12 protein-coding genes are annotated in these 12,010 nt (G+C 65.3%); 1 reads left to right on the plus strand and 11 read right to left on the minus strand.

What is annotated here, in order from left to right:
* Positions 1-36: 36 nt before the first annotated feature.
* The 8 genes from ACOGXH_RS10290 to ACOGXH_RS10325 all read right to left on the minus strand — a co-directional run bounded on the left by ACOGXH_RS10290 (position 37) and on the right by ACOGXH_RS10325 (position 9,259).
* Positions 37-1,239, minus strand: a complete 1,203-nt coding sequence (locus ACOGXH_RS10290; protein ID WP_419929014.1) for a thiolase family protein — start codon at positions 1,237-1,239, stop codon at positions 37-39.
* 67 nt (positions 1,240-1,306) lie between these two features.
* Positions 1,307-1,696, minus strand: a complete 390-nt coding sequence (locus ACOGXH_RS10295) for a Zn-ribbon domain-containing OB-fold protein (RefSeq protein ID WP_419929015.1) — start codon at positions 1,694-1,696, stop codon at positions 1,307-1,309.
* 81 nt (positions 1,697-1,777) lie between these two features.
* Positions 1,778-2,266 (minus strand): nuclear transport factor 2 family protein, encoded by a 489-nt coding sequence (locus ACOGXH_RS10300; RefSeq protein ID WP_419929016.1) that lies wholly within the window; start codon positions 2,264-2,266, stop codon positions 1,778-1,780.
* A gap of 146 nt (positions 2,267-2,412) precedes the next feature.
* A complete protein-coding gene (locus tag ACOGXH_RS10305; RefSeq protein WP_419929017.1) occupies positions 2,413-2,991 on the minus strand; it encodes a nitroreductase family protein in 579 nt (192 codons plus the stop codon).
* Positions 2,992-3,017: 26 nt separating this feature from the next.
* The gene (locus tag ACOGXH_RS10310; protein ID WP_419929018.1) at positions 3,018-3,686 is read right to left on the minus strand and encodes a hypothetical protein; all 669 of its coding nucleotides are present in this window, start codon (positions 3,684-3,686) and stop codon (positions 3,018-3,020) included.
* Positions 3,687-3,839: 153 nt separating this feature from the next.
* The gene (dnaE, locus tag ACOGXH_RS10315; protein ID WP_419929019.1) at positions 3,840-7,367 is read right to left on the minus strand and encodes a DNA polymerase III subunit alpha; all 3,528 of its coding nucleotides are present in this window, start codon (positions 7,365-7,367) and stop codon (positions 3,840-3,842) included.
* Positions 7,368-7,527: 160 nt separating this feature from the next.
* Entirely contained in the window at positions 7,528-8,028 is a 501-nt protein-coding gene (locus ACOGXH_RS10320) for a proteasome activator (protein ID WP_419929020.1), read from the minus strand.
* A 43-nt stretch (positions 8,029-8,071) separates the two neighbouring features.
* Positions 8,072-9,259 (minus strand): alkaline phosphatase family protein, encoded by a 1,188-nt coding sequence (locus ACOGXH_RS10325; protein ID WP_419929021.1) that lies wholly within the window; start codon positions 9,257-9,259, stop codon positions 8,072-8,074.
* Positions 9,260-9,319: 60 nt separating this feature from the next.
* Between ACOGXH_RS10325 and ACOGXH_RS10330 the strand changes: the two genes are divergently transcribed.
* The gene (locus ACOGXH_RS10330) at positions 9,320-9,763 is read left to right on the plus strand and encodes an RrF2 family transcriptional regulator (protein WP_419929022.1); all 444 of its coding nucleotides are present in this window, start codon (positions 9,320-9,322) and stop codon (positions 9,761-9,763) included.
* A gap of 12 nt (positions 9,764-9,775) precedes the next feature.
* Here the strand turns inward: ACOGXH_RS10330 and ACOGXH_RS10335 are convergent, their stop codons facing one another.
* The 3 genes from ACOGXH_RS10335 to ACOGXH_RS10345 are packed head-to-tail and all read right to left on the minus strand — an operon-like array spanning position 9,776 to position 11,934.
* A complete protein-coding gene (locus ACOGXH_RS10335; protein WP_419929023.1) occupies positions 9,776-10,732 on the minus strand; it encodes an RluA family pseudouridine synthase in 957 nt (318 codons plus the stop codon).
* Complete coding sequence (lspA, locus tag ACOGXH_RS10340; RefSeq protein WP_419929024.1) at positions 10,722-11,291, minus strand: signal peptidase II; 570 nt, start codon at positions 11,289-11,291, stop codon at positions 10,722-10,724. Before lspA ends, ACOGXH_RS10335 begins: the two co-directional genes overlap by 11 nt.
* Positions 11,281-11,934, minus strand: a complete 654-nt coding sequence (locus ACOGXH_RS10345) for a DNA-binding protein (protein WP_419929025.1) — start codon at positions 11,932-11,934, stop codon at positions 11,281-11,283. The genes lspA and ACOGXH_RS10345 overlap by 11 nt, the downstream gene beginning before the upstream one ends.
* Positions 11,935-12,010 lie beyond the last annotated feature (76 nt).

Consider the following 12,010-nt stretch of genomic DNA (forward strand, 5'->3'; position numbering starts at 1 on the left):
TGGCCTCCCTTCGGGGTTCATTCAGTTAGATCAGGCTCAGCTGATCCCGCTCTTCTCCAGGATGTGCACGCCGCAGCTGGAACCGAGGCCGATCACGTGGGCCAGGCCCACGTTGGCCCCCTCGATCTGGCGGTCGCCGGCCTCGCCCCGCAAATGGGTGGTCACCTCATAGACGTTGGCCACGCCGGTGGCGCCGATGGGATGGCCCTTGGAGATGAGGCCGCCGGACACGTTCACCGGGGTCTCTCCGTCGCGCCACGGGGCACCCCGGTCGATGAAGTCGCCGGCACCGCCGGGCTCGCACAGCCCCAGGTTGTCGTAGTGGATGAGCTCGGCGGTGGCGAAGCAGTCGTGCAGCTCCACCAGGCTGAGGTCTTCGGGACCCACTCCGGCCTGCTCGTAGGCGGCTTGGGCGGCGTTGCGAGTGAGGGTGTTCACGTCGGGCTGCATGGCACCCGACTCCACGTAGGGATCGGAGGTCAGCACCGAGGCGGAGATTTTCACAGCCCGGGCCTGCTGCTCGCGGCTGAGGGTGGCAAACCGCTCCTCGCCCACCAGCACGCAAGCAGCGGCCCCGTCGCCGGTGGGGCAGCACATCAACAGCGTGTTGGGGTACGACTGCATGGGCGAGCCCATGATCTCCTCCAGGCTGAACTCCTTCTGATACTGGGCCAGGGGGTTCAGTGTGGAGTGGGCGTGGTTCTTCTGGGCCACCTTGGCGAACTGCTCAAAGCCGACGCCGTCGTTGTCGTTGGCGTACTCCATGCCGGCCTGGGCGAACACGCCGGGCATGGTGTCGGTGCCCAGGATGCCGTCGATGGGCATCACCGCGCCGTAGCGGCCCGACGGCTCGTACACGTTCTTCTCTTTGCGGTCGCCGCCGGCCAACAGCCCCATCTTGCCCATCTGCTCCACGCCGATGGCCAGGCCCATGTCGGCCTCTCCGGCGCGGATAGCCATGATCACGGTGCGCAGTGCGGTGGCCCCGGTGGCACAGGCGTTGGACACGTTGTACACCGGGATGCCGGTCTGGCCGATCTGCTTTTGCACCTGCTGGCCCATTCCCGCGGCGGCTTGGAACAGGGTCCCGCAGGCCAGCAGGTCCATGTCGGACATAGACACCCCGCCGTCGTCGAGCGCGCCCAGAGCGGCTGTGGTGGCCAAGTCCACCGCATCCTCGTCGGGGTAGCGGCCGAACGCCGTCATGTGCGTTCCCAGAACCCAGATGTCTTGTGCCATTGTCGGCCTCCTGTATTCGGTTGGTTCTCGTTGTTGGCTTTGCCGATTCCTATATGCGTTCAGCTTGTCATGCCGGGGCGTATCCGAATGCGACGGCCTCTTGGCCATCGTCGTCGGTGCCCACGACATAGGTGTCGAGCTTGACCTTCATGCCGAGCGAGATCTTGGTCGGATCAGGCTCGATGTTGATGAGGTTGGTGCGGACCGAGGTGCCGTCGTCGGTCAACACGATGGCCGAGACATACGGCGTGGGGATGGTGGGGGCAGCCCGGTACACGATGCTGAAGGTGCGCAGCGTGCCGGTGCCGCTCACTCGAACGGAGTTGAAATCTCGGTGGCCGCAATTGGCGCAGGCGTTGCGCCGGCCGAAGAAACGGGCGCCGCAATTGGCGCATTCGTTGGCTTGCAGGTGGGGCTCATCGCCCAAAACTAGGTAGTCCACAAGTGGGATTTGCACGACGGGCAGATTACCTCAGCACCCGATGCAGCGGCCCAACCGCGCCGAACAGCCGGGCCGGCCAGGTGAATCGATATTGGGCTATTGGGGGATGTCGAAGCCCTCGGGGAAACCGCCGTCCATGTAGCCCCCGATTTCCACCTTCTTGACAATGCGGAAGCCGTCGGGGGTCCGGGACACGGTGTCGTGGTACCAGCCGCCCACGTAGAACAAGTGCAGACCGGATCCATTGGGGTCGAATTTGCCGTCGTCGTTGATGGGCATGCCCATGGGATTGTGGAACAGCGTCGTGCACTGGGCGGTGTCGCCGTCCCAACTGCGGATGTAGGTCTTGCCCACCATGTGCTGGGTCATGGGGAAGATGGACAGGGCCATCTGGAGCCAGCCCTTGACGGTGGGATAGTCGGCGTTGGCGTCGTCCACGCCGGGGGCCGAAGAGGAGTAGTCCAGATGGGCGTCGGGGGTGAAGACCGTGTCGAGAAGGTCCCAGTCCTTCTCGTCGATGGCGATGGTGTAGCGGACGATGACATCTTCGATGGCCAAGCGGTCAACGGGGTCAGGCATGTTCATGGGCGGGAACGGTAGACGATATATGGGCAATGTGCCGTGTTTGGGCTGTTGCTCCAACCGGGCGGCGTGTCCTGTCACCTGACGGCGGCCTGGCGTGCTTCGCGTGCGCCAGGTCCGCCTCCGGCGCCACCCCCCGCCCTACCGGGTTATCCGTCCTCTGTGTTTGGAGGAGGGGGGTGGGTGTGGAGGACTTCCCCTAGCGGGCGGCGAGGTCGTCTTGCTGACTGGCTGGAGCGGTTTGGGGCGGGATGGCCGAGGGCGACTACTCCGACTATTCGATGAGACTTGGGGATGTTGAGGCCGTCCAGCACCGCTTCCTCGTGTTCGAAGGTGCCGAAGAAGCAGGAGCCCAGATCAGCGGCAGAGGCCGCCATGAGGAGCGTCTGGACTGCCATGCCGGCGTCCACCCACCAGTAGGGCACGGGCCAGGCGTCGGTGCTGTCGCCCAGACCGGTGTGGGCCTTGTCGGGCTCGGCGTAGCGCTCCACGTAGCGCTCGGGATTGGTGAGCACCACCACCAGTACGGGAGCGACCAGCAGGCCGGGCCAGGGGAACTTGGCTCGGCGCTCCGGGGTGAGGGTCAGGCGCCAGTACTGCTCGGGGTCGGTGACCACACAGAACTCCACCGCCTGGGTGTTTCCGGCCGAGGGCGACCGGCGAGCCTGGTCGAGAAGCTGGGTCAGCAGCCCATCAGGTAGCGGATCAGGGAGATAGTTGCGGCACATCGGCCGCCGGAAGGGCGTCGTGTTGCTCAGCCGTACTTGAGCAGGTCTTCGGCCATGATCCAGCCGAAGGCGATCATGGTGTCGCCGCCATCGCGGTCCACCTTGTCGAACAGGGCCTCCACGTCGGGATCGATGCTCTCCGGCTTGACGGTCTCGTAGTCCATTAGGCAGGACTGGCCGTTGTCCCCCACCACCCGAAAGTCGCGGTCGAGATAGCGGGAGGGGCTGATGCTGAACCGCTTGGCCAGGCGGCGGCCCCAAGCCCGCTCTTCCCCGGAGGCCTTGTGCCCGGGACGGGGAACGATATCCACCAAGGGCTTGAACGCCTCGAACCCGCCGGCGTTGTCGAACTGGGTTCCCAAGAGCACATCCTCGTCGGGGAAGGCCATGAGCGCCCGATGGAGCTGCGCTTCGGTGAGCTGGCGGAGGACGGTGCTGCGCTTGGAGGTGCGGGCCACCGAGGCCAAGCCCACCAGCACGCTCGGCGTCCCGCCGATGCGCTCCAGAGTGGAGAAGGAGAACCCCCGGAGCTTTCCGTTTTCCCGAGCAGTGGAGATCAGCACCCACTCCTCGGTCTGCTTGGAAAGCAGCCCCACCGAGTATGGGTTGGGGCCGTCAGCACACATGTCGGCCATTTCGGCCAACTCAGCGTCGGTAACCGCTGTGCAGTCCTTGGTCTCGACGTCGATTGCCATGTGCTGCTCACCCTTCTTGCTCGCTGATCCCCCACAGTTTCCGCCCGTGGGCACCCCTATAGTCCATCAATCGTCCCGGTGGGCGCGCAAACCCGCAGGATTGCAAGGGTTTTCGGCAAATGGCCGCTCTTGGCAAAACGCCAGCTAGCGGAGCTACACCGCGACTGCGCCCTCCCCCAGCATTTCGCGCAACTCCCCGATAAGCCCGCTGCCCGCGTCCACCCCGTAATCGGAGGACAGCTTGATCACCTTGTCGGCACCGAGCATCAACACCACCTCCGACTTGCCGGGATGGCTGGCCAAAATCGACTTGAGGGTGTCGATTCGCTCCGGAGGCAGGCCGCTGGATCCCAGCTTCAATGTCAGGGGGGTGTAGCCGTTGGCCGAATCGGGATCGACGGGCTCCACTCCGAAGCAGATGAGGTTGGCCCCTTCGTCGCGTCGGTCCAGGCGTCCATCGAACACCACCACTAGGTCGTCGGCCAGCTTGTGGCCGTGCTCCTCCATGGCCCGGGGGAACAGCGTCACCTCCATGGTCCCGTACATGTCCTCAAGGTCGCATGACGCCATCTGGTCGCCCTTGCGGGTCCATCGCTTGCGCAAGTTGCTCACCACCCCGCCGACTTTCACCGAGGTGCCCTCCTCCACCTCGGACAGCTGGTCGATCCTATGGGTGGTCTTGCGGGCCAGCACCCCCTCCATGCCCATGATGGGGTGGTCGGACACATAGAGCCCGAGCATCTCCTTTTCGGCGGCCAGCCTGCGGGCTTTGTCGAACTCGACGTCGGGGATGTCGATGCGCTCCTCGAAGCTCTCCTCGCTGTTTTCGCCGAACAGGCTCATGATGCCCTGGCTGCGCTCTCGCTGCTCCTGGATGCAGCGGCGCACGATGGTTTCGGACACGTTGAGCAGCCCCTGGCGGGGATGGCCGAACGAGTCGAAGCAGCCCGCCTTTATGAGGGCCTCGACCACGCCCTTGTTGAGCACCATCGGATCCACCCTTGAGCAGAAGTCGTAGAAATCGGCGAACGGGCCGTTCTCTCTCCTGTCGTCGAGGATCATCTGCGCGGTGCCCGTACCCATGTGGCGGATGGCGGACAGGCCGAAGGAGATGGCCTGCCCTCCGTCGGGGGACTTGATAGCGGCGAAGTCCGATTCCGATACGTTCACATCGGGCAGCGCCACCTGGATGCCCATCTGGCGGCACTCGGCCAGGTAGACGGCGGCCTTCTCCAGCCGATTCTTGACGCTGGTCAACAGCGCGGCCATGTACTCCACCGGATAACAGGCTTTGAGGTAGGCGCCTTGATAGGCGATGAGGCCGTATCCGTAAGCGTGGCTCTTGGTGAAGGCATAGTCGGCGAACTGCTCGATGATGTCGAAGAGATGGGTGCCCAGATCTGATCCGTATCCGCTCTTTTCGCATCCCTCCACAAAGGTGTCCCGCTCTTTGGCCATGAGCGCCCGGTCCTTCTTGCCGCAGGCTTTGCGGAGGTTGTCGGCGTCGGCCAGGGAATAGCCGGCAAATCGCTGGGCCACCCGCATGACGCTCTCCTGGTAGATCATCAGCCCATAAGTGTCGCCCAGGATGTCGGCGGCATCATCGTGGAACACCTGCACCGGCTTGCGCTCGTTCTTGCGGTCGGCGTAGTCGTTGTGCATGTTGGCCGCCATCGGGCCGGGCCGATAGAGGGCCACCAGGGCGGCCACGTCGTCGAAGCAGGAGGGCTTGAGCGATCGGATCAGCGAGCGCATCGGGCCGCTCTCCAACTGGAACACCCCAATGGTGTCGCCTCGGGCCAACAGCTCATAGGTAGGCGTATCGTCCAGCGGCACGTTGTCGATATCGACGTCCACACCGTGGGATTGCTTGATGAGTCCGACGGCGTCCTCGATCACGTCGAGGTTTCGCAGGCCCAGGAAGTCCATCTTGAGCAGCCCCAGGTCCTCCACCGCATGCATCTCGTACTGGGTGACGATGGGGGCTTCTTCGAGGGTCTGGCCCGGCGATGCCTTGCGCTGGATGGGGAGGTGCTCGGTGAGCGGGTCTTTGGTGATCACCACCGCGGCGGCGTGAATGCTGTCCTGGCGGCGCAGGCCCTCCAAGCCCCGGGCCACGTCGACCACCTTGCGGGCGTCCTCGTCTTTGTCGTACATCTCCCGCAGATCGGCGGCCGCCGTGTAGCCGTCGGCGTACTCCTCGGTCTTCTCGAGGCAGGCCCATAGCGGGGTGTCGCGTCCCAAAACCAGCGGGGGCATGGCCTTGGCCAGCTTGTCGCCCAACGCGTAGGGATAGTTCAGCACTCGAGCGCTGTCGCGCACCGCGGCCCGGGCCTTGATGGTGGAGAAGGTGATGATCTGGGCTACATGGTCCTCGCCGTACTTGTGGGTGGCGTAGCGGATTATCTCGTCCCGGTAGCGAGAGTCGAAGTCCATGTCGATGTCGGGCATGGACACCCGCGACGGGTTGAGGAAGCGCTCGAACAGCAGGTCGTAGCGGATGGGATCCAGATCGGTTATTTGCAGGGAATAAGCCACCGCGCACCCGGCCGCGCTGCCCCGGCCGGGACCCACCCGGATGCCCCTCTCCCGGGCGTACCGGATCAGGTCCCAGGTGATCAGGAAATAGGAGGAGAAGCCCATGTCGGAGATGACCTTGAGCTCAAAGGCCAGCCGGTCGGCCACCTCTTCTGACAGCGGATCGCCCCACCGGGCTTTAGCCCCTTCCAGGGTCAGGGCTTGGAGGTAGTCGTCGGCGTTGTCGTACTCATCGGGGATGGGGAAGTCGGGCAGCTGCGGCTTGCCGAACTCGATCTCCACATCGGCCCGCTCCGCGATCCACAGCGTGTTGTCGCAGGCCGGGCTGAGGTCGGAGAACACATGGCGCATCTCCGCCGCCGTCTTGAGGTAGTGCTCGCTCCCGTCGAACTTCAATCGGTCGGTGTCGCTCACCAGCGAGCCGGTTTGCACGCACAGCAGGGCATCGTGGGCCTCGGCATCATGGCGGTGGGTGTAGTGGCTGTCGTTGGTGGCCAGCAGGGGGGCATTTATCTGGCTGGCCAACCGAAGCAGTTCGGGGTTGGTGCGCTTCTGCTCGGGGATGCCGTGGTCTTGGATCTCCACGAACAGGTTGTCCTTGCCGAAGATGTCCTGGAGGCGGGCCGCCTTGGCCACTGCGTCGTCGTAGTCGTTGCGCAGCAAGGCCTGGAGCACGTGGCCGCCCAGACAGCCGGTGGAGGCGATCAGCCCCTCGCTGTGCTCAGCCAGCAGCTCCCAGTCGAGCCGGGGCTTGTAGTAGTACCCCTCTAGGAAGGCCCGGCTGGAGAGCTGGATGAGGTTCTTGTAACCGGTGTTGTTCTCGGCCAGCAGGGTGAGGTGGTAATAGATCTTCTGCCCGCCCTCAGTGCTGCCCCCGCTGTCGTCTACCTTGCCCCGCCTCGGGGGTCGCTCACTCCGGTTCTCGTGGGCCATGTAGGCCTCGATGCCGATGACCGGCTTGATCCCCTCGGAAAGGCAGGTCCGGTAGAAGTCGACAACCCCGTACATGTTGCCGTGGTCGGTCATTCCCAACGCAGGCTGACCGTCGGCCGCGGCTGCCTTGACCAACTCGCTCACCCGGGAGGCGCCGTCGAGGATTGAGTACTCAGTGTGGACGTGGAGGTGGGTGAACGAACTGGACACGGTGCTCCTGTGGGCTGATTGTGGATGGTCTGTGCGTGTTAACGGCCTACCTGTGGATAACTTACAGGGTTGTGGTTTGGCCTAACCCTGACCATACCAAGCCTGGGGGACGCATGCAGTTCCCCGACGAATTGCCGCCTTTTGCCTGGTTATCGAAGCTTTAGAGATACGTTCCCGGCCGGCGTTCGGTTGGTGGCTGCGCACCGGGGGGAAGTTCGGCCCGGATATTGGCCAGCTGCTGCTGAGCGGAGACCTGTTGAGCGAACAGGGCGGCTTGGATGCCCTGGATGAGTCCCTCTAGCCAGCCCACCAGCTGGGCCTTGGCCACTTGAAGCTCGGCCTGGCTGGGAGGGTGATCCTCGGGGAAGGGCAGAATCAGGCGGTCGAGCTCCTCACGCAGGTCGGGGGAAAGCGCCGAGCCCAGCTCCTCGATAGAGGTGGCGTAGATGTCTCTCAGTCGATCACGGCTGGACTCATCCAGGGAGGCTTGGCGCACCTCGTCCAAGAGCTGCTTCATCATCGTGCCGACCCTCATCACCTTGGCCGGCTGTTCGATGGCCTCCCCGGCCGCCAACGGCTCATTCGAATCTCCTTCTGCCGGCGGCCCTTCGTGGATCACCTCGGTAGGTTCGACCGGAACCGGCTGTGCGGTGTCTGCCATGGCTGAAAATCTACCGGCTAGCCGCCGGAGTGGGGCAACGCTGTCACGTCCGGGTGCCGAATGCGGCCAGGCAGGGCACCAACATCTCGGCCGACGTCAGCGATCCGTGCCGGCCCAGCAGCTCAAACACCGGCCTGCCCCCACTCCCGGCCCCGCTCCGGGGCGCGGGCTTCGGCTCGACGAAGGCCACCGGGTCGCAGGGCACGAGGGCCACGTCGCCCATTCGAGAGCGGGCCTCCGGTCCCACGTGGGGGCCGAACCATTCCTCGTCCAACACCTGTTGGCGCTCGACTACCAGACCATGGTGGCCATAGTGCTCGGCGGCTGCCCCAAAGAGCTCGCCGGCTCGTCCGGGGCGGGCGTGGAGCCAGCGGAATCGGGCTTCCCCCGAGGTCACCGCGGTGAGGGCCAGCACGTCTCGGGCCAGTTCCACTTTGTTTTCGCCCACCATGACCTGACCGTGGTCCGACACCACCAACAGCGCCACCTCGGGGGGCAACACAGCCAGGATCTGGGCCACCAGACGGTCGACCTCGGCAAACTCGGCATCCAAGTAGGGGCCGAATCCGTATTCGTGGGCAATGCGGTCGGGGCCGTCGTAGTAGGCGTACACCAACGGCTCACCGTCGTCCACCAGCATCTGCACCTCCACGGCGATGGAGCTGGTCAGCTTGTATCCCTTGTGGTCTACCCCGTCGAGATGGGCCCGGGTGAAGCCGGTTCCCTGGAACTCGCTCCGGCCCACCGCGGGCACCCTTCGACCGAGAAACGCGGGCCGGGTTTGCACCTCCTCGGGCACGATGGACCGGCGGGCATCTGATGGCTTGGAGCCCGCGGTCCAGCGCAGTGCGTTGAGCACCTGGCCCTGCATGTAGATCTGATAGCCGATCAGGCCGTGCTCACCCGGCGGCGCCCCAGTGACCAGCGATGTCAGGGCAGTAGTGGTGGTGCTTGGGGCCACAGTGGTGATTGGGCCGCCCTCCATGGCCGATAATACCGGGGTCAGCTCGGCCCGGTCTTGGAGCTGCTCCCACCCCATCCCGTCGATCAGAAGCAGCACCACCGCTTTGGCCTGACGGATGGGAGCGGGCAGCCAATCAGCGGCATCGGGCGGGCCGAGCAGGGCCGGCACCACGTTGCTCAGACACGACCCCCGGTAGTCGGGCAGCACCGGAAAGCCGGTGGTCGAACCGGTGGCTGTCGGGTTGTTGTGCTGGCTGGGGCTTCCCATTCCGACTTCAAACTATCGGCTCGACCATGCGGAGAAGATTGAGAAGTAGTGTGATGGCTCGTGAGGGTGTCGACTCGAGGGGACTACGCCAGCCGGGCGCTGCTGTCGCTGGCCCTGCACGCCGACGAGTCCGGTCCCACCTCGGTGCGGGACATTGCCGAGCGCACCGGGCTCCCCCAGCCCTACTTGGAGCAGATACTTCAAGCGCTCAAGGGCGCCGGACTGGTGCGCTCCAAGCGAGGGGCGGGGGGCGGCTACGCCCTGGCCCGGCCGGCTTCCGAGATCAAGCTGAGCGAGATCGTGAGCGCGGTGGACGGTCCCATCGTGCTGGGCGACTTCGGCGAGCCCCACCAAGACGGCGCCTGTGATCACGAGGGCCAGTGCGTGCTGCTGGCCATCTGGACCCATGCGGGCGACATCATGCACGACCTGCTGAGCGACTACACCCTCGATGACATCGCCAAGACCGCCAACGGCCTCCTCCCCTGGCCGGGATCGGACTGACGCTTACCCCCTCTACCCGCTGAGCAACTGGTAGAGGGCGGAGAAGTCCTCGGGGGGCTCGGCTTCGAATCGGAGGGGCTGGCCGCTCTCAGGGTGGTCGAAGCCCAAAGAGTGGGCGTGGAGCGCTGGTCGGCTGATGCCGGGAGCAACGGGACCTCCGTAGAGATCGTCGCCCAATACCGGGTGGCCGATGGCCGCCAGATGGACCCGAATCTGGTGGGTGCGCCCGGTTTCCAGCCGTAGCTCCAGTCGAGCAGAGTCGAAGGGCACGGATTCGTCTTGGGGCCCGTCTTGGGATTCAGTGCGGGCGGCCATGCGATCGGTTACCCGGTAGTGGGTTTTGGCCGGTCGGCCGTCGGCCTTCACCGTCATCTTGGTGGGGTGGCGGGTGGACCGGCCCACCGGAGCGTCGATCAACCCCCGGTCGTCGGCCGGCATCCCCTGCACCAGGGCGACATAGCCGCGGTGTACCTCCCGTCGGCCCAGCGCCTCGGACAAGGCCTGGTGAGCGGTGGCGGTGCGGGCCACCATCAGCAGCCCCGAGGTGCCCCGGTCGAGACGGTGCACGATTCCGGGGCGCTCCGGCACCCCCACTCCGGCGATCTCGGGATACCGGGCCAGCAATCCGTTGACCATGGTCTTGTCGGCGTTGCCCGATCCGGGGTGGACCACCAGATCGGCCGGTTTGTTGACCACGATCACATGCTCGTCGGTATGGACCACATCGAGTTCCACCGATGGGTCGGGTTCCGGTGCCGCCGGGCCGACCGCGGGCTCCTCGGACAGGGAGATGCGATCTCCGGCCGCCAATCTCTGAGAGCGGGCGGCGGCAGCAACGCCGTTCACAGCCACCTTCTCCTGGTCGATCAGGCGGGCGGCCTCGGCCCGGCTGCACTCCCACACCAGCGCCACCACCCGGTCGAGGCGCTCGCCGGCCAATGCGTCGGGAACAACCCCCTCAGGGCCCATGAGGGGGATTCAGCTCTGTGCTGCTATTGCTCGTGGCCCCATCGGGTTCGTCATCAGATTGGCGATAGCGCGGCGCAGTCAGCACCAGGATCACCCCGGCCACCACGATGGCGGAGTCGGCCGCATTGAACACCGGCCACCACTGGAGGTCGACGAAGTCAACCACTGCCCCGCCGAGAAATCCGTCCCCGGTCCGCAAGGCCCGGTCGGCCAGGTTGCCGATCGCACCGCCCAGAATCATGCCCAAAAGCACCGGCGGCAACGACAGTCGGCGGCCCCCCCAACTGGCCCAAGCCACGAAGATCACGAACAGCAGCGCCACCACGGCGATCACCGCTTCCAAGCCCTGTCCCAATCCGAAGGCCGCTCCGGTGTTGTGGACCAGATTCAGCCGCAGGGTCCACACCAGGTCTATGTCCCGGTCGTCGAGGGTCACCAGCGCCCACCACTTGGTCAGCTGGTCAACGGCCACCACGAAGGCCGCCACCCCCAGCAGGACCAGGTTGTGGCGGCGAGATCGGTGCTTTGTCTCGGTGGGGGTGATTGCTCTAGAACCCACCGGCTTTGTGCTCGACCCGTTCCGCCGCCCACGGAATGGCGTTGAGCCGCTGCCGGGGAATCGGCTTGCCCGAGACCAGGCAGATGCCATAGGTGCCGGCGTCGATTCGGGCCAAGGCGGCATCGATCTGTTCGACCGCAGCGCGGGCGTGGGCGCTGAGTGCCAGGTCCCGCTCCCGCTCCACCGCCAGGGTGTCTCCCTCGCCCGATTCCTCGTCGAACTGGACATCCCCGGGCTCTCGCTCTTCCACCAGGGAATCGGCCTCAGCCTTGAGGCGGGTGGCCGAGGTGATGTAGCGGTTGCGCTCATCCAACAGGAGCAGCCGCTGCTTATCCAGGTACTTCTTGTCGAACAGCGGTTTCTTGGCTGCTGGCTTCTTGGCTGCTGGCTTCTTTGCGGCTGGCTTCTTTGCCGCGGTCGTCTTGGCCGCGGTCTGCTTGGCTGCGGGCTTCTTGGCCGCGGTCTGCTTGGCCGCCGGCTTCTTGGCTGCTGGCTTCTTTGCGGCTGGCTTCTTGGCCGCAGGCTTCTTTGCCGGGCTTGTCTTGGCCGCGGTCGTCTTGGCCGCAGGCTTCTTTGCCGCGCTTGTCTTGGCCGCGGTCGTCTTGGCCGCCGGCTTCTTGGTCGCGGTCTTCTTAGCTGCCATTGCAGGCGGGAGTGTAGCCGCGGTCGCCGCCAATTACTCTCAAATGGCCTATCAATGGTCGAGAGAGGGTTAACGA

It is taken from the genome of Candidatus Poriferisocius sp. (assembly GCF_965208355.1).
Lineage (GTDB): Bacteria > Actinomycetota > Acidimicrobiia > Acidimicrobiales > Bin134 > Poriferisocius.

Bases quoted from the DNA above. Each gene is read 5' to 3' on its own strand.
- ACOGXH_RS10290 (WP_419929014.1), bottom strand. From the start codon at position 1,239: ATGGCACAAGACATCTGGGTTCTGGGAACGCACATGACGGCGTTCGGC.
- ACOGXH_RS10300 (WP_419929016.1), bottom strand. From the start codon at position 2,266: ATGAACATGCCTGACCCCGTTGACCGCTTGGCCATCGAAGATGTCATC.
- ACOGXH_RS10305 (WP_419929017.1), bottom strand. From the start codon at position 2,991: ATGTGCCGCAACTATCTCCCTGATCCGCTACCTGATGGGCTGCTGACC.
- ACOGXH_RS10310 (WP_419929018.1), bottom strand. From the start codon at position 3,686: ATGGCAATCGACGTCGAGACCAAGGACTGCACAGCGGTTACCGACGCT.
- ACOGXH_RS10320 (WP_419929020.1), bottom strand. From the start codon at position 8,028: ATGGCAGACACCGCACAGCCGGTTCCGGTCGAACCTACCGAGGTGATC.
- ACOGXH_RS10325 (WP_419929021.1), bottom strand. From the start codon at position 9,259: ATGGGAAGCCCCAGCCAGCACAACAACCCGACAGCCACCGGTTCGACC.
- ACOGXH_RS10335 (WP_419929023.1), bottom strand. From the start codon at position 10,732: ATGGGCCCTGAGGGGGTTGTTCCCGACGCATTGGCCGGCGAGCGCCTC.
- ACOGXH_RS10345 (WP_419929025.1), bottom strand. From the start codon at position 11,934: ATGGCAGCTAAGAAGACCGCGACCAAGAAGCCGGCGGCCAAGACGACC.